Here is a 21,668-nt window from a genome sequence, read left to right on the forward strand (position 1 = left end):
ATGAAAAGAACTTATCGTTATATAACATGTAGCAGTAAATGTTATATCATTCTTACTGAAGTGAGGAATTACAAGTTTGCTTTTTCATTAAAATATGGTACGATATAATATAGCTAAAATTAAAAAAAGAGGGTTGTTTATGAACGTGGTACTTAATAAATTAAATACAATTGCCTCCTATGCAGCAGCAATTTCATTGGTCATCATTTTACTGGTAACCAGTGTCAGTATCAATTGTTTTGATTCTGATTTCTATAAGAGTGAATATAAAACATTGCAAACAGCACAGGATTTAGGCATGACGCAAAAGGACTTGAATCTTGCGACAAATACATTATTAGATTATTTGCAGGATAAGCGTGATAATATCAATGTCGAAATTACCGTGCAGGGTAGTAAGGTAGAGGCCTTTAACAGCAAAGAGGCTGCACATATGGTGGATGTTAGAAGTCTGTATCATTTTGCCCAAATCTTGCGAAACATGGCTTTTGTGATTTTGGTGGTAAGCTGCATTTATCTACTTGTGCGATTAAAAAAAGGTGCATGGACAGTGTTAAGTATTAATTATATGAAAGCAGCGATTTTATTTGCAATCTTTTTTATCATGCTGGCAGGTTGGGCATATGTTGACTTTGATGCTTTCTGGACAGCATTTCATCATGTGGCATTCCGTAATGATTTATGGCTATTAAATCCTAGTACAGATCTGATGATCAATTTATTCCCGGCAGCCTTCTTCAGTAAGTTGGTATTCCGTATCATCATGATGTTTGCGATAGGCTTTATAGGCTGTTTTGTGGGGGCTTATATCTATTTGCGTTATCAGTTGAAACATTATCAAGCGGAAACACAGGAGCTTTCTCATGATGCGTAAACAACTGATTTTGGCAAGTGCTTCTCCCAGACGTAAGGAACTCATGCAAGATAGCGGTCTGCCATTTCAAATCATTCCTTCAAAGAAGGAAGAAATTGTACCTCTTCATCTTCCTGCTGCACAGGCAATCGAGCAATTGGCATTACAAAAAGCCAGTGATATCTTTACGCAACATCCAGATGCAGTTGTCATTGGCTGTGATACGATGGTCATATGGAAAGAGGAAAGATTAGGGAAACCAAAGGATCAAGCAGATGCTTTACGGATGTTAAAAATGCTTAGTAATCAGACACATGAAGTTATAACAGGCGTAGCCTTGTTAAGTAAAACGCATACGATTCTTTTCCATGAAACAACGAAGGTAACATTTTATGATTTGGAGGAGGAGTTGCTTACTGCTTATGTTGCAAGCGATGAACCTTATGATAAAGCAGGAGCTTATGGCATTCAGGGAATGGGAAAGCTGTTGGTAAAAAGCATTGAAGGTGATTATTTTAATGTGGTAGGTTTACCGATTTCCAGAGTATATCGTGAACTTCTACCATTGCTTCATGAGTAGGATGTAAAATAAGCAATAGGAATATCTTATACATAGCATAGATGATTTGAGAAATGTAAAGAAACAATCTTGTAATTTTAGAAAATGAAAAAAATGTGCTTTACCTGTTGAAAATTCTGACGATGCCTATTATAATATAATAGCTTTGAGATAAAGCACATAGTTGCCGACATAGTATAGTGGTAATACAGAGCAATGGTAATGCTCAGCGCGCAGTTCAATTCTGCGTGTCGGCACCATAGAAAAATAAAGCCTTTAAATAAAGGCTTTTTTTATGATTCATTCATTACTTGGTGTAAATTTGGTGTAAATTCACAATGTATTTAGTTTATCAACCATCTTTGATTGAGCATCTTGAAACCAATGTCCATAAACATTATTTACCATTTCAACGGTATGCCCTAAACGTTTTGATATGTCGAAAGGGTTAAAACCAAGGCTTATCAATAAAGACACGTGAGAGTGGCGCAAATCGTGAATGCGTATCCGTTTAACCCCAGCTTCTTTTATCCATCTATCTTTTTTTATTCTAATTGAGTTTTCGTCGAGCGGTTTGTCAAAATAAAACAACAATTTATTATTATCAAAGCCTATAATCTTTTTTTGATTTTGATATAAGTCTAATACCGCATTAAAGCAGTGATTTGGCATAATTACGGTTCTGTAACTGTTTTGAGTTTTTGGAGGCGTAAATTGATGCGTGTGCTTGGTGTAAGATTTATTTACTATAATTGTCTTTTTATCCATATCAATGTCACTCCACTTTAACGCTAATGCTTCACCGATTCTTAAACCACACCAATATAAAACATCGAATAAAGCCACATATATGTGTTCATCAACAACTTTAATAAATTCATTAAACTCAGATGGTTGCCAAAAATTAATCTCTTTTTTGTGTTGATCTTTGAACATGACATTTTCAAATAAATGCAATCTGTAGTCTTTCGTGTAACCGTATTTATCACCATATTTAAAAACAGCTTTTAAATACACTTGTATTTTTTTTAAAGTTGCATTACTGTAATGTTCGCCGTTTGATTGTTCTTCTTTTAATAAATTTGTTTGAAACATTTCGATCGTACGCAAAGAAATAGATTTAATTTTTAGTTCTTTCCAGTAGGGCAAGATATGCTTTTCAAATGTCTTTGTAATCTCATAATAAGATCTTTCTTTTAAAACATCTTTTTTAGAGTTAATATATAAAACATACAAATCATAAAAGGTTAAATCATTATCAATTTCTGTTTTAGCTTTTAGCAAAAAAGTATGTTCCCATTCTTTTGCTTCTTCTGCTGTAGAAAACCCTCTTTTGTGATAACGGTGCGATATACCATTCAAGTCAACATAACTTCCTTCGCATTTGTATGTCACCTTTTTAACCATCTTATCTTTATTCTTTTTATTTCTGACCATTCGTTCATCTTTTTTAACAGCCATTGTCATACCCTCCTTTTTATGGTAAAATGGGTACAGAAAAAGTGTAGACTCAGCAAGTCACATTTTTCTGTAGACACTCACTGGATGCCGCCGGTGGGTGTTTTTTTTTATAATTCTAATAATTGTTTCTTTTTAACTTCAAATTCTTCTTGGGATATGATTCCCATATCTAACAATTCTTTTGCTTTCTTTAATTCTTCATAAGGATCATTACTGTTTTGTTGTATCTGCTGAGTTTCACTGTTATCACATTGAGAAAAAATCAAATTCAAGCATGCTATAGTATTTCTAGCTTGGCTCAAAGCATTTGTGTATCTAGTGCTTTTTGTTTTGGTTTCATTAGTAAGGTATGAAATCATTATACTTGGAAAACAGAAGTTAGTTGTACTAATCTGTAATGCCATCATATCTATAGATTTCCTAGTTTTTCGCTTTGCTGTTAAACTTCCAAATAAGCCACCTACTGGTCCGGCTAAAACATCACCGGCAATAGCTCTTCCTAATCCTCCACTTTCCACTGATACATCATTTTCAAGTAAGTTATAATCTCTAATTTCGTCATATCTAAAAATTATATCACCAGGCTTTAAGGCCATTTCAACCGCGATAGATGCACCTAACGTGTACATCGCTAAAACACCCTTACCGAGTAATTTCATAGCGTTGTTTTTCTTTATGTTCGAACTAGCATTATTGAACTTAAGAAGTTTATTTACTTCATCAATTTCAATATCTCCCATTTTTTGAGTAGAAACAAACACTTTTCGAAGTTCTTCTTGGTTAACTTTAAATTCTTCTTTCTTTTGCTGGGCTAATTCAGCATCAGCTTTTTTAGCTTCGATCGAATCGTTAATACTGTTTTTAACACCTTTAACCCTGTCTTTAGTGACTGTTCCAAGCCCGTTTTCTTTTACTTCATTTTTAAAATTTGCAACACTTTCAGCTTTCTTTTTGAGCTTAGCATTTACATCAAAAATACCCATAACTTTCTTCCTCCTTGATATGTAAATACGTATTTACCTTTTACTAATAACTAATGCTAATTTGCCAACTATTCTAAAGCATGTATTTTCTACATCAACGATAATTGGGTCATATTTTTCGTTGGCTGGCAATAACATGATTAAGCCTTGCTCGGATTTTCTAATCCTTTTACATACGGCCTCTTCATTATCGATGCAAAACGCTCCGATACTGCCGTTATCAAGCACGTTAGTTTTTTCAAATACTAACAAGTCGCCGTCATTTATTCCTGCACCTATCATACTATCACCTTTTGCGTAATTGGCAAAGTATTCTTTATTAGGTTTTAGGATGGTATCCGGTAAAGATATATATTCAATAATATCTTCATCCACAAAACCACCTGTACCACATGATAGGCGGGCAAATAAAGGCATCTGTATTTGATGCTCTTTTTTTTCTGGCTTGTCAATTACTTTCTCATTTTCTTCACCTAATAGATAACTAATAGGTACGTTAAAATAATCAGCTAATATTTTCATGTTTTTGAATTTTGGTTTGCTTCTTTTTTTCTTCCAATCAGTTAAAGAAGATGTTGGTATGCCAGTATCTTTGGAGACACGATATGCTGTGATACCACGTTCTTTTAACAGTTTTTCAAATATTTCATACATAGGTTACCTCACTTTTTGAAATATCTCGGAAAACATAGCTAAAACACCTTGACATAACTAGCATACGCGTGATAGTATATACACGTACCTAGTAAATCCTAGGTAACTAAGCGATATGAGATATAGATTTTTATTTGACACATAAAATATATCACATTTCCGTAATAGTTACAATAGGTTTAGTTAAAGGAGGTGAACGTTTTGTACGAAAAGTTTGAGGCTTTAATAAAAGATAGAGGTATTACACCTTATCGAGTATCCAAGGATACAGGCATACCAACATCCACATTGAGCGATTGGAAGAATGGCCGTAGCAATCCTAAAGCCGATAAGCTCAAAATCTTAGCCAATTACTTTGGCGTAGATATCAAAGATTTGTTATGAAAGGAGAGTGAAATTATGAATGAAGTATATTTAAACAAAAATGGCAGGCTGTTTGTTAATGGTAATGAGATAAAAGATGTTATATCTGTTGCAAGTAAAACAGATTATGAAGGTACAAAAATCGTGATTGAAATTGATGGTAATTTTACAAGCGATTATCAAAACGATAAAGAATACAACCGTTTTATGATACAACCGTTTTATGAATGCAACATAAGGAGTTGAAAACATGAGGCAAAAATATCGAAACGATATCAATATCGAGCGCGAAATGATATTGCATAAGATTTATTTAACAAAAACAGATGTTAGAAACTTCATGCATTGGGGCAATAAAAAAGCAAATAGTTTATTTGAGGCGTGCAGGCAAAAATGCATTGATGAAGGTAAGACAAACCTAGAAGGCAAGATATATTACAAGCATCTATTACAACTTACTGGAATAAATGAGAGTGATATCACACGCATGGCAAATCAAGAACGCAAAATAAAAGACACTCCGTCGTCTGGAAAACAAGTGAGTGTCTAACGTCGAACCCTTATATATAAGTTCATATAAATTATAAGGGAATCAACGGTAAAAAGCAAGGGAGTAAAGATATGAAGAATTATGCTCAAGAAAAAGAATATTTGTTAAATGTTGAATTACCTGTATTGATAACGCGCATCATTTGCTTATCGGGAGGGAATTTTTCTAACAAACAAATATTATTAAAAAACTATGATGAAATTAAAATAATTGTGGACGATTCTGCAAAAAAAGCAATAGAATCACAATTGACTTTGTATGGCGGCAGTAATAAGACTGGCGACAACAGATGAAGCTATGTTTGCTAAGGCATTTAAAGAAGTAGAACCAACTTGTTTGGCTATTTCTTTAGTTTTATTCCATGTTGTATCATTGTGGATATTTTTTAAAAATTCATGACCATATGGAGTAATGTCTAAAATAGCAGAAGAATAATTAACAGTATCAAATTGGCGTGTTTCTATATAGCCATATTCATCTAATTGTTTAATGCTATATAACACATCAGATTTTTTGTATTTGGTAAGTTTATCAGGCAATTTTGATGAATAAATAGGATTTATCAGTCCTTTATCATCCATAAGTTGATTTTCTTCTAAATATAGCAATACAGAACGAACGCAATCAGGATTTAATTTCATTTTATCTACCCTTTCTTTATTACATAATCATATCACATATCTATCTGAAAGGAGATAACAAATGGAATTACAAAAGTTTAATCATCAAAATACTATTACCAGTATGGAAGTAGCAGAGATGATTGAAAGGCAACATAACGAATTATTAAAAACAATTCGTCAATATATCAATTATTTAGCCGAGGGTGAAATTCCCCACGGCGATTTCTTCATTGAAAGCACATACTATGATGCAAATCACCAAGAGCGCCCATGTTACAACATTACCAAAAAAGGTTGTGACATGATAGCCAATAAGCTAACCGGAGCAAAAGGAACAATATTCACCGCTTTATATGTTAAACGTTTTGAAGAAATGGAACAAACATTGTTGAATGGAATTTCTCCGGAACTTCAAGCAATAATCATGCAGGATAAAAAGTTAGTGCAACATGATGAACGTATTAAAGCGTTAGAGGAAACAAAATACATAAGTCCTTTACAAAAGAAAGAATTAACAAAAATGATTAATGAATTAGTCATTAAAGCATGCGGTGGTAAAGATACACAGGCATATAAAAAAGTAAGCAAGAAATTATATTCAAGTCTGAATCATAAAGTGTTTGAGAAATTCAGTATTTCTCAACGTGCAGAAATACCCTTCATTAAATATGATGAAGCAGTCGAATTTATCTCTAATTGGTATCCTGATTTCGACCAAAAAATAGAAATCAAGAAATTAAATGAGGAATCATCATGAAGAGATTTAAATTATGGCTACAAATCACCTATGGCATAGCGTGGCGAATGATCGTACTGCTACTAGCTTATATAGGAGCAGTAGAGCTGTACTTCACGCTAAGGTGACATTATGCCAGCTAAAGGACCGGATGAGTATTACAACGACGAAGACTTGACGCTAGAAGAATTAGCAGATATCAAAGCACTCCATGATGAGCAAGAGTGGAGAGAAAGGATAGAAGATGAAAACAACAGCTGAATTATTAGGAGAGCTTATGCAAGTTGCATACGAATGTAAGAAACATGATATTTTTGTTAAGTATTCACCTCACGTGCAATCGATTTGGGTAGATATTCATTTAAATGGATGGACAAATAATAAAGTCGCCATTGAATCATATATCATTTATCTAGATGAAAAAATGGCAAATGAAAAGTTAAAGGCATTGACTGGATACATCAAGCATTTAAATAAGGAGGGAAAATAAATGAACGAATTAACAAAACCTACAACATTAGTCGTGCCAGCAAAATGCGACTGTGATTTTACGAAAACCGATTTAGAGATTGATGAGCTTGAAAAACGCTATAAGAATCTGTTTGCTACTGACGAAAACAAGAAAGATATCAAATCAATCTGCGCTGAACTCAACAAGGTCAAAAAAGCCTTGTCAGACGCAGGGATCAAAACGGAAAAGGAAGCCACTGCTGAAATCAAAGCGTTTAGAACAGAGCTAAAGAAGCGAACAGACCGTATCGAAAGTATCAGAACACCACTATGGGAGCAAGTGAAACCACATCCCAAGTCTGAACCAAAGAAAGTAAGTGTTCCTGTAAAAGTTTGTTATCTGTTTGAGGGCGATAGCAATTACATATCTGAAATGATTGCGGCTGCAGAATTTAACGGTATTAAAGTAACGGAGGTTGAACTGAATGGATAAAGTGTCAATACAAGATATTGTAGGCGGCGAGAAAACTAAAGAAAGTTTTAATAACTTATCTTTAAACAAAAAAATGATAGAAGCACGCTTACTTTTATCTGATTTGAAACAGTCAGGCAAGAATGACCACTCTAAATACAATTATTTTGAATTAAGTGACATAATACCAAAAATAAATGAAATAAATAAAGATTTAGGAATTTTTACTATTGTATCATTTGATAGAGAGTTGGCATATCTAACTATCATAAATCTGGATGATGAAGAAGATAAAATCGTAATAACATCACCTATGGCCGGAGCAAAACTTCCTGCGTGTCATGAAATTCAAAATTTAGGAGCAGTAGAAACATATCAACGTAGGTATTTATATATGATTGCATATGAAATTACAGAACCCGATAAATTAGAAAATAATGCAGTTGATGCTAGATCACAAAAAAGTAAAGAAGAAACTTTAAATGATCTAAGTGCTGAGTGGAGTAAGTTAAGAACAAAACTTAAAGAATTAGGAAAAGATGTGCATAACCCTAAGACAGATAAATATATTTGTGCAAAAGCCGAAGTTATCACACAAGATTTAGAAAAGCTTGATATTGATGATTTAAAATCATTAGTAAATACATATCGAGAAATGATTGCAACACTAACTGGTGGTAAAGGATAATGGTTAAATCAATAATGCAAACTGATAAGGAGTGCTATATTACGCACTCCCGTATAAACCTGCATAAGCATCATATATTTTATGGCACAGCAAACCGTAAGAAGTCTGAAAAATGGGGATGTTGGGTTTACTTAACAGCTGAATATCATAACATGTCAGATTATGGTGTACATTTCGATAAAGATTTGGACTTACGTCTAAAGAGAGAGTGTCAAGAACGATTTGAGGCATTATATGGACACGATATGTTTATGATGGTATTTCATCGTAATTATTTATGAGGTTTTTATGGCAAAAACAAAGATAGTAGCTAATTATCTACGCAAAGCAATCAATGAGGATGGAAACCTTGAAGTAACGTTTGAAGTTTCTAACTATCATTACAAACGATACTGCCAAGACTTACAAAAAAAGCCATACACCTTAGAGATTGCTGAGGTCAAAAACAAACGCAGCATCAATCAAAATAATTATCTTTGGGCGCTGATCCATGAGATAACACAGAACCCAAACGCATCTAGTAATGATGATTGGGAAATGTATTGCATATTGCTGTCACTAGCTAACGCTAAGTTTGAGTACATTACATGCCTTGCAGATGCATTAGAAACACTAAAACAAGAGGTGAGGGCATTACAGGTACTCGGTTATGAAAACCGCGAGAACGGTACCAGATGGGCACGGTGCAAGGTGTTTATAGGCTCTAGCAAAATGAACAAAGAAGAGATGGGAAAGTTGATAGATAAAACCCTATGGTATGCCGAGCAATTAGGCATAGATACAGTTTATTATCGTGACATGTTAGTATGATTAACTATCCAAACGGACGCAAGTATGTATCAACACAAACACCGCCCATAAAGCCTAGAAAGAGCAAATATGGAGCTGTTAAAACAGAGATAGATGGCATCACATTTGACAGCAAGCATGAGGCATCACGTTATCGAGAATTATGGTTACTAGAGCAGGCAGGGGAAATAACCAATCTCCGCTTGCAGGTACCGTTTGAGTTGATACCAAAGAGCAATTATGGTATGCCGATTAGATACATAGCAGACTTTACGTATAACGACCGAAACGGTCAACTGGTAGTGGAGGATGCTAAGGGTGTAAAAACTCCCGTATACCGACTAAAAAAGCGAATGATGGCAGAAAAATACGACATCTATATAAAGGAGACGTGAAATATGGATAAGAGAACTTTAGACAAGGCGATGGAATTGGACGGAGAAATCCGTAAGATTAAGAGAATGCTAGAGAGCAAAATATTTTATATTTGGAATGGTGAGAATGGCTATCATAACGATCGCGGTCATTACACAACAGAGGAAATTGATGCGATGTTACGGGAAATATTAATAGCTGAATTAGAGTGGAAGAAAAAGGAGTTTGCAGAATTGTAGGAGGTGTAGACATGAAGTGGGAAGAAATGAAAAATATCGTAGAGCAATGTGTGCCAGAAAATTTGCTCAAAGAGTATACGATAAGCATTGAAATAAGCAACGCGAGTGCTGGTACGAATGAAACTCGCATTGAGATTGACAACAGCAAAAGTGAGATTTTTGTAACGGAAAATTAACAGATTGAGGTGGTAATTTGGCAGAAAACAAACGCTATTACTGGTTGCAGTTAAAGGAGAACTTCTTTAAGCAGCCACGTATCAAAAAATTAAGACGTATGGCTGGTGGTGATACTTATACAATCATTTATCTAAAGATGCAATTATTAAGCTTACAGAATGGCGGAAAATTGGTGTATGAAGGAATTGAAGATGATTTTGTAAATGAGTTGGCATTGAACATTGATGAGAAAGAAGAAGATATTCAAATGACTGTTATGTATTTAACTCAACAAGGTTTGCTAATCGAAGGAAAAGATGATGAATTTTCTCTACCGGAAACCATAAATGCAATTGGTTCAGAAACAGCTAGCACCATACGGTCAAGAAAGAGTAGGACATCGAAATCGTTGCAATGCAACACAAACGCAACACTGTTGCAACACGATGCAACAAAATGCAACGGAGATATAGATATAGAGATAGATATACATAAAGATATAAATAATACTTCTGTCAGAGCTAAAACCTCTGACACGACGCAGGAATCCCCAATCATAACGCTGACTCTTAATGACAAAAGCGAATACGGTGTAGATAGAATACAGGTGCATGAATGGCAAGAGTTATATCCAGCCGTAGACGTAGTGCAAGAGTTGAGAAAGATGAAAGGATGGCTTAATGCGAATCCACAGAAAAGAAAAACACGTAGAGGTATATCTAGATTTATAAACGGGTGGCTATCTAGAGAACAGGATAAAGGACATCAATATGTATCAAAGCCAAAGACATTACCCGAATGGTATGAGAATCAAGATTATGTGGAAACAGGAATAAGCTGCATGGTAGATGACGATAAAATAAGATCCATGATGGAAAAGCTGAAAGGAGAGCAGCAATGAAACAAAGAACGTATGAGCTCATGTGTAAGCGCATGAAAGCGCAAGGTATCACATTGAGCGAATTAACAAAAGAAGTAAATAAAACAGCACATGTATGCGAGCAAGAAATGATCAATTACATGCTTGCACCAGAAGAAATGCCGGATGAGGTCGAAACAGCGTTGAAAGATATATTTACGCTGCATGACTTATCATGACTACCTATAATCAGGTAATAGATATTATCATCCAAAAGAAAGATAAGAATGATATATCTACTAGAACATTATCTAAGATGGTTGGTTGTAGTTATGTAACTATGTGCAATTATCTGAGTGGTAGATCATACATGCCTGCCGATATACTATTAGCATCATTGATATCAGTAGGATGTAAATTGGAGGTGAAATGATGTTTGCGGAAGAATTGATAAAGGAAAAGAATCCGGCTGTTATACGTATTGGAAAATATCTTGAAGAAAGAGCAAAATCTGATCCATCTTTTGAAAAAATTTTGCATAAAGAAAATAAATCGCTAAATGAATGTTTCCAATACATCATTAATGAAGCAAAAAAACAAGCAAAAAGTAATTGTGCATGTATAGATGATGATACTGTATTCGGATGGGCAGTGCATTATTACGATGAGGATGATATCAAAATAAAGACTACCAATATTACCAAAGTGATATCACACGAACAAGAGCAACCTAAAATCATCAAGACACAGCCATCAGACACTCCTAAGCTATCAAAGAAAGAAAAAGTAACAAATACCCGCAAAAAGAAAACAGACCCTGTGGAAGGTCAAATTAGCTTATTTTAGAGGTGTATCATGGAAAAGAAAAAAGAATACAAAGAAATAGAACTTTTAAAAGCAGCGAAGTTACGGACATATACAGTTGACACATTTAAGCGATTTTGGACATATGAGGATGATTATGCAAGCAAAAAAGCAAGAATTGTAAATGCAAATTATATAGTCGTATACAGCTTATGGCATAAAAGGCTATTGTCCAGAGTGTTCTATTTTGAAGAAAAAATGAAATATAAAAAAATTACGCGAGTGTTGTTTGAAGTTCAAAGGCAAGTAGCAGGAATGAGTATTAAAATCACACAGCGTGTATATAATAGTACGTTCGTGGGATTTAAGGTGTGGACAGGAGAAGATGAAAAGGGTTGGATGATGTCTAATATTAATAGCTATCAGTTGTATGGAATACGCGATAACTGGAGTGGACGAGATATAATCAGCTTCTATGAATATAATGATCCTTTTAAGTATTTAAACAAGAGTATCCATAAATACTGCGCATATAATCTTTTTCCGACAGAAGACAAAGAATATAATCACATGTTTGAATACTTACTGAAATATGAAAAACACCCTCAATTAGAGATGCTGTTAAAAATGGGACTATCTCACTTAACATATGATTTAACACCAATTCGTTGGAGTAAAAAAGGCATTGCAATGCTTGGAATAACGAAACAAGAATTACATTATTTACAGGCAGGAATCAATTTAAGAGCATACCGAAAAGTAAGAGAACAATGTTTGAAATATAAATTTTCGGTGAAAGAGGCAAAAAAGGCATATGATTTTAAAAAAAGTAAATGTCAATTAGAATTTAGTGCCAAGTTAATTAGATATTTAACAGCTCAAGATATTGACATTGATATGTATGCTGATCATATGCGAATGAAAGAAGAGTTAGGATTACCTGATGAAAATAAATATCTATTTCCTGAAGATTTTGGAGCGATGCACGAAGAATTATCAAATAGGATTAAAACAAAAAAATCAAAAGAACTAGCCAAAATGATGTTGGAGATGACTAAAAAGGCTTCTAAATTATGCATAAGTGATGATACATATAAAATTGTAGTATTAACAACACCTGATGATTTAATCAAAGAAGGAAAACAAATGCATCACTGTGTTGGAAGTTACGCAGAAAGAGTGGCGAGAGGAAATTGCATTATTTATTCTGTTAGAAATAATGAAAATCCTTCTCAACCTCTAGCAACAATAGAGGTACGGAATAAAAAAGTTATACAAGTACGTGCACCACATAATGGAGTTCCCGATAAAGATATATCCAATTTTGTTCGTAAATGGGAAAACAAGTTTAGATTAAATGGATGGTAAAAGAACGCAACCCAATAAGGTTTCGTTGTAGGATTGCAACCAATTAAGGTTTCGTTATAAGAAAGTGAGCTAAAACAATGAAAATATATATAGCAGGTAGCTTAACCAATAACCCAAGGTATAAAGAACAGTTTAAAAATGCAGAAAAACAATTACAATCGCTAGGTTTTGATGCAATCAATCCAGTTAAGCCGGAAGGAAACGAATACAAATGGTACATAGACGAAGGGCTGAAGCAACTCATGCAATGCGATGCCATTTATATGATACATGGTTGGGCAGAAAGTGAAGGAGCAATGCTTGAATGGCTATATGCCAAAACGGTTGGATTGAGGATTATTTATGAATAAACACATCTTAGACGTATGTTGTGGAAGTAGAATGTTTTACTTCAATAAAAATAATCCCCTTGTGCACTTCAATGACATCAGAAAATTAGAAGAACCGCTTTGTGATGGAAGGATGCTCAAGATAGAACCAGATACAAAATGGGATTTTAGATGCCTTCCTGTTCCTGAAAATACATATGACATGGTTGTGTTTGATCCACCGCATCTTGTAAAAGTTGGCGATAAATCATGGTTGGCAAAAAAATATGGGAAACTTCCAAAAGAATGGAAGCCATATTTGAAACAAGGTTTTGATGAATGTATGAGAGTGTTAAAACCATACGGAACATTAGTATTCAAATGGAATGAAACGGATATAAAGCAAAAAGAATTATTTGATGCAATAGGTCAAAATCCTATATTTGGTGACAGAGGTAAAGGAAATAAGACATATTGGTTTGTATTTATGAAAGAGAGTGAATAAAAATGAATATTCAAATAAATTGCAAAGATGATGTGACAGAAAATGAATTGCGATATATCTATCATAATTTAGAAAGTATTATCAGCAAATATAAAAATAGCTGGGAGTATAGATCAAACGACAAACCTAAAAAGCATTCATGGCAAAAACCTTTTCAATGGAAATACGAATTAAGTGGTATGGGCGGTATTGGTGCTAGAGTTGGACGCGGATTGGTAGTTACTGGAAGTAAAGACACATTGTATTTTAAATTTAAAGAATTAAACAAAGAAGAACAATGTGGTGTGTGGATATGAGTTCGAGAAAATTAGTAAAGACGAAGCAATGAAAGAGAGTGATGAAGAATGAAAATACATGATTTAAAAATTGAACCTAAACATATGAAAAAGAAAATTATTGGTATCAAACCTTGGGAAATCAGAAAAAATGATCGTGAATTTGAAGTTGGAGATCTGTTGCGATTAAGAGAATGGTGTGATGACAAATATACCGGTGTAGAAATATTACAGACAGTTGATGATGTATTTGCTGATGATACTTATTTACAGCCTGGATATGTGATGTTGTCTGGAAGGTGTTTTAATAAAAACTTAAGAAAGGAATACAAAATATGATCAATCGTGTCATTTTAGTCGGCCGCATGACGAAAGATCCTGTATTACGCAAAACACAATCAGGTGCCAGTGTTACATCCTTTACAGTAGCATGTGATCGCAGAGTGAAAGCAGAAGGACAGCCTACAGCTGATTTTATCAACTGTGTATGTTGGAATAAAGTTGCAGACAACACAGCACAGTACACGCACAAAGGCAGCTTAGTTGGTGTAGAAGGAAGGATACAGACACGCAGCTTTGACGACCAAAGCGGCAAACGAGTATATGTAACGGAAGTGGTTGCGGATGCAGTACAGTTCTTAGAACCTAAAGGAACGAACGGAACAGCTGCTAATACACCAAGTTATGATGCAGGTAATCAAGGCACTGAACATGATGCCAATGAAAGTGATTTTAGATTGCAAGAGGATGATTTACCATTTTAAAGGAGGAAAAGATGAAAATGAAAATAATACAGGTTACAGATGAAGCTATAGTGTTTAGCAATGGCAATAAAATTACATATGATCACGTACAAGAATGTTGTGAATACAACTTTGCTGATTTTAATTCTTTAGAGGATACGCTTGCGATGGAAACTGAATTTGACGAGAACCTTGTATTTGAGGTAGTAAAAGGTTCTGATGATTACAATAAAGGTTCAGGATTCAGATTCGGTAATCCAAATAACATGTTTTTTGTTCCATGTTATTCGGAACAGAATGGATGTTACACTACCGATATTAAGATTTATTATACTAATACTAAAGAGGTATTGAATTTGATGTGCGAAGAAAGGATATATTAGCACAAAGGAGATAGATACAAGGTGAAAAAATATCAAGAAGCATTAGATTGGGGTGAAGAAAATGAATAAATTAGGAACGGCCTGTATGCCATTGGTGAAGAATATTCCAAAGCCTTCGAACAAGCAATGGGTAAAGACAATATGCCCGGTGTGCGGCCATGAATGTTGGGAAACTCCTCAATTAAGATGGGCGAAAAAAGCAGGTATGGTAGATAAAGCTGCATGCACAGAGTGTGCTATTAGCGGAAAGGGAGAAATAAATGAATAAATATCAAGAAGCATTAGATGGTTTAAAAGAAAATATTGAAAATATCACGGGCACGCGAATAGAAACTGATGAAGATTTTTATGGATGGATTGATACCTTGCAAGAATTAGTTGATAAGGAAACACCTAAAAAATACTAGCTAAACACTACGAAAAGGAAGGAGAAAAACCATATATCAAATATGTTTGCCCTAATTGTCGTGATATACAATTATCAAGAGTAACGGAAAAGAACCACCCATATGAAAACATTTGTTGTAACAGATGTGGGCAAGCCATAGATTGGAGTGATGAAGATGAATAAAGAAGAATTATTAAAATCGGTAAATAACTTACAGAATGAATACGATGCTTTTCTCATGATGAACAGATACTCGTGGGGAAATAAAAATTCTCATGCTAAAGAATTTGAAATGTTGTCTAAATTAAAAGATACTAAGGTTAAAAATGCTTTAGCGTGGATACACGATTGTTATGATTGTTATTATAAAGACGAAATCGCAAAAGATGAGAATAATCCATTTAATTACTTAAGAGAGGTAATAGAAAATGCAAAATGACATGATGTTAATACTAATATTTATAATACTTAATATACTTTTTATATTACTTGCATATCTAATAAAAGATAAAGAAGACAGAGAAAAAAACAAAAGATGAAGGTGGTAATAAAATGGTAGGTTATATATTATGCGTGATGCTAGGTTTGATTGTTGGCGCAGTCATAATGGGATGTGCGAGGGGCGGTAGAGATGAAAAACCGCTTGACTATGAATATTGGAAGAAGGTAGGAAATGAAATCACAAACCACAATAAAAATTACCAAAAATGATTATGAAAAGGTTATAGACGATGTTTTAGAAAAATGTATAAATGATGAACTATACAAAGACATCGGTGCGCTAACCATAAAATTAAGTATTGGGGTGGAGTTTGCTAAAAAAATAGAGGATGAATTATTCAAGAAAAAAAAGAAAGAAGGTCAATAATATGGGCATTACCATTTTTATACTTGGAAAGAGTGGTGCAGGAAATGAAAAAGAATTTTAAAAAAATGCAAGAAAATCAATATTTTGAAGTTGTTGGATTGATTGGTATGTACAAGGCTGATCATAGCAATCGTCAAGTAAAAGCATACAGAATAACGAGCGCTGGAAGAATAATCTACGATGGGGTTGTGGAAGGACTTTACGAAAATTTGGAAAATGGATTGTGGAGAATTAAATGAACTGGAGAGAAGAATATCCGCCATTAATTGATGTAGATGAAAGTTTGAAAGACTATGTAAAAGGAGAGTTGAAGAGTTATTATTTATATTTGTATAAATGGCATGAACTAGAAAAAGAATGTATGTCATTAGGGTGCTCTACTGGTGGAAGTATCATACAAATGCCTGATGGATGGTCAGATGGAAAAAGCCCTCAACAACGTTATTCGGATAAACTTTTTGAATTAGAAGAAAAGCAAAAAGAATTTGAACAAAAACTCGATAAAATAGATAGATTAATCAGTGTGTTAAATGGTAAGTATTATGATGTAACAAAAGAATATGTCATGAAACGTCGGTGCAAAAACGCTAAACAGGTGGGTAACGAATTAAAGATAGAAGAAGATACTGTAAAAAAATATGCGGAACGAGCTATTAGTCAAATTTGCTCTAGAAATAGCAATATTTTGTGAAATTGTCCACTACGTGACGTGATTTGACATGCTATAATGGTAATGTGGAAGTTCGGAGGAAAGGCAATAAAACATCGTTCCCCACCACACCATCCCCTTTGCAATTGGTGTTTAGGCACTTCACCGGGCTAACAAAAGCGCCACACAAATAAAAAAAAGGAAATTAAGCATCTATTTAGTTAGGTGCTTTTCTTTTATCTAGAAAGGAATGATAATAATGAAATATATCAAACAAGTAGCAATTATCATATTGCTTTTTTTCTTATGTGGTTGTGGGCATTCAGTATCAGAAGGAATCATAATCGAAAAGCAGCATAAGAAGGCATATACATCGATAATACCAGTAACACACATAGTAGGTAAATCAACTGTAATAACAATGACACCCATCTATCATGAAGAAAGATGGTTAATTAAAATACAGAAATGTGTAAACGATGAATGCAAAGAAAGTGTTTATGATATTGATGAAAAAGAGTTTCAGTTGTTAAACAAAGGTGATTGCTGGAGGTATGAAGAATGAAATGCCCTTGTAGTGACAAGAAATGTATAAACAAAGTGCCATGCAAACATCTGTGTGGCGCTTATTTAATATGGCAGCATTGGTATAGAAATAGGAGGAAGAAATATGGAAGTGAATAGCATTGTCTGTTTGAATTGCCCCAAAAAAAGACCGGGATGCATTAAGGCATGCGAATGGTTAAAGGCATCATGGAGATAAAAATGGAAATTGAATATATACCACTTGAATTTTTGAAGCCTTACGATAAAAACGCAAAAATACATACATCAAAGCAAATACAGGAAATAGCAAACAGTATAGAAAGTTTTGGATTCAATGATCCTATCGGCATATGGCACGATACAATTGTTGAAGGTCACGGAAGATATGAAGCTGCAAAACTTATAGGCATGAAAGAAGTGCCTTGTATTAAGCTTGATCAGTTAACAGATGAACAACGTAAAGCGTATACATTAGTACACAATCAAACTACATTAAGTAGCGGATTCGATTGTGATATTTTGAATGATGAATTGATAAGCATTCAAAATATAGATATGTCAGACTTTGGATTTGACTTATCTTTTCTTGAAGAAGACGAAGAACAAGAAAATAAGGAAAACGAACGCGAAAGAACAAATAAGGCATATAATCTAGAGTTGTTTGATGAAAATGATGCAGCTGGATTCTTTCAAATGCCAATCATTAAAAACGATAATGTAATACCGGATGATCTATTAGGTATGAATTATATGTTATCGAGCGATAATAAAGAAGTTGGTATACACATGTATGTAGATGACTATCAATTTGAAAGATTGTGGAATGATCCTGATAAATATCTTGATGTGATGCGTGAATATCAATGTGTTTTTAGTCCTGATTTTTCGCTGTATATGGATATGCCAATGGCTATGAAGATATGGAATGTATATAGAAGCCGTATGTTAGGAAATTACTGGCAACGTAACGGCATAAAAGTAATACCTACAGTTTCATGGGCTGAAGAAGAAACATTTTCATTCGCATTTGATGGAATACCAGAAGAAAGCATTGTAACTGTATCTACTATTGGAGTAAAACAAAATCCATATGCTTTAAGTGTTTGGAAAGCGGGAATGGATGCAATGATAGAACACATTAAACCGTCAGTAATATTAGTGTATGGTGGTAAGCTTGATTATGATTACGGTGATATCAAAGTAAGATATTATGATAATAAAGTAACTGAAAGAATGAAAGCAACAAAGGAAGTGACTTAATGGGCGGTAGAGGAGCAAGTAGTGGTATTTCTAAAAGTGGCAAGAAGTATGGAACTGAATACAATACATCATATCAATCTGGAAATATAAAGTTTATTAAGCAAAATGAAAGCACATCAATAAACGCTCCAATGGAAACAATGACAAAAGGAAGAGTGTATGTTACGTTAGGTAAAGATAACATGCCAAAGTCAATTACATATTATGATAATGTAGGAAAACGTAACAAACAGATAGATATAGTTGGTAAGCCACATAAGATAAAAGGTAAATACGTTATACCACATACACATAAAGGTTATTTACATTATGAACATGGAACATCAAATCCATCTCCAAAAGAGATAAAGATGATTGGAAGAGTTATCAAAACGTGGCATAATAGAAATAGATAGAGATTAGTTTAAGAAGGAAAACGCAGGTTATACCGAAAGGTTATACTGAGATTCATGTGCAACTCATGAACTCTATCTAATTATCAATAACATGCAATCAATTAAGTTTGGTTGCTTTTTTTATACATAAAAGGAAGTGAAATCATGGGAGGACGTGGAGCAAGTAGCAGCAAATCCATTTCTTATAAAAGCAACAATTCAACAACAAAGAGTTTGCAGAAGCAAATCGAAAATGTTAGTAATAAAATGCGTGAATATGCACAATATGCAACACCCGCTTATACAGGAGCAGATAAACAAAGTAAATCTAAGAAATACTATGATTATCAAAGAAAATACAGAGCATTAAAAAAGGAAATGAATGAAATAGATGATAAGAAAGCGAACAACAAACCAAAATCTACACCAAAGCCAAAACTAAAGGGAAGAAAAGAATGGGAAGTAACATCTCAGACATACGAAAGAGCGCAAAAAAGGCTTAATAAAGATGTTAATCATTGGTTTGGAAGAGGTATGTAAAAAGCTTAAATGTTAAAGGAGTGAGGTGAATGGCCAATGAACAGAACTTAATACCAATGTCTGAGCGAACAAAGAGTGAACAAAGAAAATTGACATCAAAAGGTGGTAAGGCATCGGGAGCTGCTAGACGGCGTAAAAAGACTATGAAGCAGGCTATGAACTTACTCTTATCAATGCCAGTAAGTGATGAAACTAAAAATAAACTAGAAAAGCAGTTTAGTATTGATCCGGAAGATGCTGACAATCAAATGCTACTAATGGTAGCAGCTATGCAAAAGGCTATGAGTGGAAATATCGAAGCAATGAAGTTTATAGCATCTATCACTGGTAACATTGCAATGACAGAAGCAGAACGTGAGAAAACCAAAATTGAGAAGAAGCGTCTTAAACTGGAAGAGCAGCAAGCCAACAAAGAAAATGATACCGGAGAAGACGTTGTGCAATCGAAAATGGACGCTATCACTGGTATTGTGGATCAAATGCAACCGCTAGGAGATGAAGAGGTATGACACAACCAATGTTACTATTATCACCTAAGTTCAAAGATTTCCTTCGTTTAGATACAGAGCGAGAATTTCTAGAGGGTGTGACTGCTTGTGGTAAAACAACAGTTGGCATCTTTAAATTCATGTGTAAGGTTGCAAATAGTGATATAAGGTTTCACGTAATAGCTGGTGCTGATTTAGGCACAGTGGAAAAGAACGTCATAAACGGTGAGCGAATGTTGTTAGATCAGTTTGATGGTGTCGCTGAGTATTATCCATCTGGTAAACGTAAAATCAGACTGCCTCATATTGAATATCAGACAAACAAAGGAATCAAAATCATTTACATATGCGGATATGATAACAAAAAGCGATGGCAAAAGGTTCTAGGTGGTCAGGTAGGATGTGTGTATGTGGATGAGGTAAACATTGCTGATATGGAGTTCCTTCGTGAGATATCGCACCGTTGTGTTTACATGATGACAACATCAAACCCAGACGACCCATCTCTTCCCGTATACGATGAATTTCTTAACAGAGCGAGACCGTTGAAAAGATATCGCAAAGATTATCCGGAAGAACTGCTAGACATGCTCAATCAGCCAGCAGAGAAAGGATGGGTACATTGGTACTTTAACTTTAACGATAATGCGGCACTGTCGCAGGAAGTGATAGAACGTAAGAAAAAAGCAGTGGCACCAGGAACAAAAATGTATAAAAATAAGATACTTGGCTTACGTGGACGTGCCACAGGGCTTGTGTTTCCTAATTTCGACAGAAAAAAGAATGTCATATCAAAAGCCGATGCTAAGAAATATACGTATCGGTATTTTAGCGCAAGCGTGGATACATCTTATTCTGCTAATAGTCCTGATACAATCGCATTGTTGTTTTTGGGTATCACAACATGCGGGAAAGTCATTGTGCTTGATGAAGAAGTTTATAACAATGCTGACTTGAGCATACCATTAGCCCCAAGTGATGTCGTAAAGCGTTTGCTTGATTTCCTCGATAGAAACCGTAAAACATGGGGTTTTGCTAAAAATGTGTTTATAGATAGTGCAGACCAGGCGACATTGACAGAACTGTATAAATACAAACGTACGCATCCATGTATTTATACATTTAATGACGCATGGAAAGAAACGACGATCATTGACCGTATTCACATGCAACAGCAATGGATATATTTTGGTGATTACCTAGTGGTAGAACACTGTATAAATCACATCAGAGAACTGGAGGTATACAGCTGGCAGGAAGATAAGTATGAACCAGAAGATCGAAATGACCACACGATAAATGCTAGCCAGTATGGATGGTTGCCATTTGTGAAGTATATCAAAACACAATAATAGGAAG

At 34.4% G+C, this 21,668-nt stretch carries 40 protein-coding genes and 1 tRNA gene; 37 read left to right on the plus strand and 4 right to left on the minus strand.

Annotated features, from left to right (window positions below; genetic code table 11):
• Window positions 1-139 precede the first annotated feature (139 nt).
• From EDD61_RS06505 to EDD61_RS06515, 3 genes are all read left to right on the plus strand, one after another.
• Complete coding sequence (locus EDD61_RS06505; RefSeq protein ID WP_132224633.1) at window positions 140-874, plus strand: TIGR01906 family membrane protein; 735 nt, start codon at window positions 140-142, stop codon at window positions 872-874.
• Window positions 864-1,433, plus strand: a complete 570-nt coding sequence (locus tag EDD61_RS06510; protein WP_132224635.1) for a Maf family protein — start codon at window positions 864-866, stop codon at window positions 1,431-1,433. The genes EDD61_RS06505 and EDD61_RS06510 overlap by 11 nt, the downstream gene beginning before the upstream one ends.
• Window positions 1,434-1,598: 165 nt before the next feature.
• A tRNA-Thr gene (locus EDD61_RS06515) sits at window positions 1,599-1,672 on the plus strand.
• 73 nt (window positions 1,673-1,745) lie between these two features.
• Here the strand turns inward: EDD61_RS06515 and EDD61_RS06520 are convergent.
• The 3 genes from EDD61_RS06520 to EDD61_RS06530 form a co-directional block, all read right to left on the minus strand.
• Entirely contained in the window at window positions 1,746-2,873 is a 1,128-nt protein-coding gene (locus EDD61_RS06520; RefSeq protein ID WP_132224637.1) for a tyrosine-type recombinase/integrase, read from the minus strand.
• A 107-nt stretch (window positions 2,874-2,980) separates the two neighbouring features.
• A complete protein-coding gene (locus EDD61_RS06525) occupies window positions 2,981-3,856 on the minus strand; it encodes an SHOCT domain-containing protein (protein WP_132224639.1) in 876 nt (291 codons plus the stop codon).
• A gap of 33 nt (window positions 3,857-3,889) precedes the next feature.
• A complete protein-coding gene (locus EDD61_RS06530) occupies window positions 3,890-4,510 on the minus strand; it encodes a helix-turn-helix domain-containing protein (protein WP_132224641.1) in 621 nt (206 codons plus the stop codon).
• Window positions 4,511-4,702: 192 nt separating this feature from the next.
• Here EDD61_RS06530 and EDD61_RS06535 point away from each other — a divergent pair, with 192 nt between their 5' ends.
• The 3 genes from EDD61_RS06535 to EDD61_RS06545 are packed head-to-tail and all read left to right on the plus strand — an operon-like array spanning window position 4,703 to window position 5,423.
• Entirely contained in the window at window positions 4,703-4,894 is a 192-nt protein-coding gene (locus EDD61_RS06535) for a helix-turn-helix domain-containing protein (RefSeq protein WP_243642697.1), read from the plus strand.
• Window positions 4,895-4,909: 15 nt separating this feature from the next.
• Window positions 4,910-5,119: a hypothetical protein gene (locus tag EDD61_RS06540; protein ID WP_132224645.1), complete on the plus strand. Its 210-nt coding sequence runs from the start codon at window positions 4,910-4,912 to the stop codon at window positions 5,117-5,119.
• Window positions 5,120-5,123: 4 nt separating this feature from the next.
• Window positions 5,124-5,423: a hypothetical protein gene (locus tag EDD61_RS06545; RefSeq protein WP_132224647.1), complete on the plus strand. Its 300-nt coding sequence runs from the start codon at window positions 5,124-5,126 to the stop codon at window positions 5,421-5,423.
• Window positions 5,424-5,665: 242 nt separating this feature from the next.
• Here EDD61_RS06545 and EDD61_RS06555 read toward each other — a convergent pair whose 3' ends face one another.
• Window positions 5,666-6,064: a DUF2513 domain-containing protein gene (locus tag EDD61_RS06555; RefSeq protein WP_132224649.1), complete on the minus strand. Its 399-nt coding sequence runs from the start codon at window positions 6,062-6,064 to the stop codon at window positions 5,666-5,668.
• Between the two features lie 61 nt (window positions 6,065-6,125).
• Between EDD61_RS06555 and EDD61_RS06560 the strand changes: the two genes are divergently transcribed.
• From EDD61_RS06560 to EDD61_RS06700, 31 genes are all read left to right on the plus strand, one after another.
• Window positions 6,126-6,803 (plus strand): Rha family transcriptional regulator, encoded by a 678-nt coding sequence (locus EDD61_RS06560; RefSeq protein ID WP_132224651.1) that lies wholly within the window; start codon window positions 6,126-6,128, stop codon window positions 6,801-6,803.
• A gap of 111 nt (window positions 6,804-6,914) precedes the next feature.
• On the plus strand, window positions 6,915-7,043 hold the full coding sequence (locus tag EDD61_RS14175) for a hypothetical protein (RefSeq protein ID WP_257524866.1): 129 nt from the start codon (window positions 6,915-6,917) through the stop codon (window positions 7,041-7,043).
• Window positions 7,027-7,272 (plus strand): hypothetical protein, encoded by a 246-nt coding sequence (locus EDD61_RS06565; RefSeq protein ID WP_132224653.1) that lies wholly within the window; start codon window positions 7,027-7,029, stop codon window positions 7,270-7,272. The genes EDD61_RS14175 and EDD61_RS06565 overlap by 17 nt, the downstream gene beginning before the upstream one ends.
• Window positions 7,273-7,725, plus strand: a complete 453-nt coding sequence (locus tag EDD61_RS06570) for a DUF1351 domain-containing protein (RefSeq protein WP_132224655.1) — start codon at window positions 7,273-7,275, stop codon at window positions 7,723-7,725.
• Window positions 7,718-8,392 carry an ERF family protein gene (locus EDD61_RS06575; protein WP_132224656.1) on the plus strand — a complete coding sequence of 225 codons (675 nt, stop codon included), beginning with the start codon at window positions 7,718-7,720 and terminating at the stop codon, window positions 8,390-8,392. The genes EDD61_RS06570 and EDD61_RS06575 overlap by 8 nt, the downstream gene beginning before the upstream one ends.
• 288 nt (window positions 8,393-8,680) lie before the next feature.
• The gene (locus EDD61_RS06585; RefSeq protein WP_132224660.1) at window positions 8,681-9,202 is read left to right on the plus strand and encodes a NinB/YbcN family protein; all 522 of its coding nucleotides are present in this window, start codon (window positions 8,681-8,683) and stop codon (window positions 9,200-9,202) included.
• Window positions 9,199-9,576: a DUF1064 domain-containing protein gene (locus EDD61_RS06590; protein ID WP_132224662.1), complete on the plus strand. Its 378-nt coding sequence runs from the start codon at window positions 9,199-9,201 to the stop codon at window positions 9,574-9,576. The genes EDD61_RS06585 and EDD61_RS06590 overlap by 4 nt, the downstream gene beginning before the upstream one ends.
• A gap of 3 nt (window positions 9,577-9,579) precedes the next feature.
• Entirely contained in the window at window positions 9,580-9,795 is a 216-nt protein-coding gene (locus tag EDD61_RS06595) for a hypothetical protein (RefSeq protein WP_132224664.1), read from the plus strand.
• 11 nt (window positions 9,796-9,806) lie between these two features.
• Window positions 9,807-9,971, plus strand: a complete 165-nt coding sequence (locus EDD61_RS13795) for a hypothetical protein (RefSeq protein WP_165877197.1) — start codon at window positions 9,807-9,809, stop codon at window positions 9,969-9,971.
• Window positions 9,972-9,988: 17 nt separating this feature from the next.
• Window positions 9,989-10,852, plus strand: a complete 864-nt coding sequence (locus EDD61_RS06600) for a phage replisome organizer N-terminal domain-containing protein (protein ID WP_132224666.1) — start codon at window positions 9,989-9,991, stop codon at window positions 10,850-10,852.
• Complete coding sequence (locus tag EDD61_RS06605; protein ID WP_132224668.1) at window positions 10,849-11,049, plus strand: hypothetical protein; 201 nt, start codon at window positions 10,849-10,851, stop codon at window positions 11,047-11,049. Before EDD61_RS06600 ends, EDD61_RS06605 begins: the two co-directional genes overlap by 4 nt.
• A gap of 193 nt (window positions 11,050-11,242) precedes the next feature.
• Window positions 11,243-11,656: a PcfK-like family protein gene (locus tag EDD61_RS06610; RefSeq protein WP_132224669.1), complete on the plus strand. Its 414-nt coding sequence runs from the start codon at window positions 11,243-11,245 to the stop codon at window positions 11,654-11,656.
• A 9-nt stretch (window positions 11,657-11,665) separates the two neighbouring features.
• Entirely contained in the window at window positions 11,666-12,982 is a 1,317-nt protein-coding gene (locus EDD61_RS06615) for a PcfJ domain-containing protein (RefSeq protein WP_132224671.1), read from the plus strand.
• A gap of 77 nt (window positions 12,983-13,059) precedes the next feature.
• Window positions 13,060-13,332: a DUF4406 domain-containing protein gene (locus EDD61_RS06620; protein ID WP_132224673.1), complete on the plus strand. Its 273-nt coding sequence runs from the start codon at window positions 13,060-13,062 to the stop codon at window positions 13,330-13,332.
• Window positions 13,325-13,795 carry a class I SAM-dependent methyltransferase gene (locus EDD61_RS06625; RefSeq protein WP_132224675.1) on the plus strand — a complete coding sequence of 157 codons (471 nt, stop codon included), beginning with the start codon at window positions 13,325-13,327 and terminating at the stop codon, window positions 13,793-13,795. Before EDD61_RS06620 ends, EDD61_RS06625 begins: the two co-directional genes overlap by 8 nt.
• A 2-nt stretch (window positions 13,796-13,797) precedes the next feature.
• Window positions 13,798-14,091, plus strand: a complete 294-nt coding sequence (locus EDD61_RS06630; RefSeq protein ID WP_008686782.1) for a hypothetical protein — start codon at window positions 13,798-13,800, stop codon at window positions 14,089-14,091.
• Window positions 14,092-14,139: 48 nt separating this feature from the next.
• A complete protein-coding gene (locus EDD61_RS06635) occupies window positions 14,140-14,409 on the plus strand; it encodes a DUF3850 domain-containing protein (protein WP_008686784.1) in 270 nt (89 codons plus the stop codon).
• Entirely contained in the window at window positions 14,406-14,834 is a 429-nt protein-coding gene (locus EDD61_RS06640; RefSeq protein ID WP_008686786.1) for a single-stranded DNA-binding protein, read from the plus strand. The genes EDD61_RS06635 and EDD61_RS06640 overlap by 4 nt, the downstream gene beginning before the upstream one ends.
• A gap of 11 nt (window positions 14,835-14,845) precedes the next feature.
• On the plus strand, window positions 14,846-15,196 hold the full coding sequence (locus EDD61_RS06645; RefSeq protein WP_207900996.1) for a hypothetical protein: 351 nt from the start codon (window positions 14,846-14,848) through the stop codon (window positions 15,194-15,196).
• A 61-nt stretch (window positions 15,197-15,257) separates the two neighbouring features.
• Window positions 15,258-15,464 (plus strand): hypothetical protein, encoded by a 207-nt coding sequence (locus EDD61_RS06650; RefSeq protein ID WP_017144509.1) that lies wholly within the window; start codon window positions 15,258-15,260, stop codon window positions 15,462-15,464.
• Window positions 15,457-15,603 (plus strand): hypothetical protein, encoded by a 147-nt coding sequence (locus EDD61_RS13800; RefSeq protein WP_008686791.1) that lies wholly within the window; start codon window positions 15,457-15,459, stop codon window positions 15,601-15,603. Before EDD61_RS06650 ends, EDD61_RS13800 begins: the two co-directional genes overlap by 8 nt.
• A 156-nt stretch (window positions 15,604-15,759) precedes the next feature.
• On the plus strand, window positions 15,760-16,023 hold the full coding sequence (locus tag EDD61_RS06655) for a hypothetical protein (RefSeq protein WP_132224677.1): 264 nt from the start codon (window positions 15,760-15,762) through the stop codon (window positions 16,021-16,023).
• Between the two features lie 234 nt (window positions 16,024-16,257).
• Window positions 16,258-16,452, plus strand: coding sequence for a hypothetical protein (locus EDD61_RS06660; protein WP_132224679.1), 195 nt, complete (start codon window positions 16,258-16,260; stop codon window positions 16,450-16,452).
• A gap of 44 nt (window positions 16,453-16,496) precedes the next feature.
• A complete protein-coding gene (locus tag EDD61_RS06665) occupies window positions 16,497-16,691 on the plus strand; it encodes a hypothetical protein (protein WP_132224681.1) in 195 nt (64 codons plus the stop codon).
• The gene (locus EDD61_RS06670) at window positions 16,688-17,143 is read left to right on the plus strand and encodes a hypothetical protein (RefSeq protein WP_132224683.1); all 456 of its coding nucleotides are present in this window, start codon (window positions 16,688-16,690) and stop codon (window positions 17,141-17,143) included. Before EDD61_RS06665 ends, EDD61_RS06670 begins: the two co-directional genes overlap by 4 nt.
• A gap of 217 nt (window positions 17,144-17,360) precedes the next feature.
• Complete coding sequence (locus EDD61_RS06675) at window positions 17,361-17,666, plus strand: hypothetical protein (RefSeq protein ID WP_132224685.1); 306 nt, start codon at window positions 17,361-17,363, stop codon at window positions 17,664-17,666.
• A 200-nt stretch (window positions 17,667-17,866) separates the two neighbouring features.
• Window positions 17,867-18,907, plus strand: coding sequence for a DUF4417 domain-containing protein (locus EDD61_RS06680; RefSeq protein ID WP_165877198.1), 1,041 nt, complete (start codon window positions 17,867-17,869; stop codon window positions 18,905-18,907).
• Entirely contained in the window at window positions 18,907-19,302 is a 396-nt protein-coding gene (locus EDD61_RS06685) for a hypothetical protein (RefSeq protein ID WP_132224689.1), read from the plus strand. Before EDD61_RS06680 ends, EDD61_RS06685 begins: the two co-directional genes overlap by 1 nt.
• Window positions 19,303-19,446: 144 nt before the next feature.
• Window positions 19,447-19,821, plus strand: coding sequence for a hypothetical protein (locus tag EDD61_RS06690; protein ID WP_132224691.1), 375 nt, complete (start codon window positions 19,447-19,449; stop codon window positions 19,819-19,821).
• Window positions 19,822-19,850: 29 nt separating this feature from the next.
• The gene (locus EDD61_RS06695) at window positions 19,851-20,330 is read left to right on the plus strand and encodes a stress-induced protein (protein ID WP_132224693.1); all 480 of its coding nucleotides are present in this window, start codon (window positions 19,851-19,853) and stop codon (window positions 20,328-20,330) included.
• Complete coding sequence (locus EDD61_RS06700) at window positions 20,327-21,661, plus strand: terminase (RefSeq protein WP_132224695.1); 1,335 nt, start codon at window positions 20,327-20,329, stop codon at window positions 21,659-21,661. Before EDD61_RS06695 ends, EDD61_RS06700 begins: the two co-directional genes overlap by 4 nt.
• The last annotated feature ends 7 nt before the right edge of the window (window positions 21,662-21,668 follow it).

Source organism: Longicatena caecimuris (genome assembly GCF_004341945.1).
Taxonomy (GTDB): Bacteria; Bacillota_I; Bacilli_A; order Erysipelotrichales; family Erysipelotrichaceae; genus Longicatena; species Longicatena caecimuris.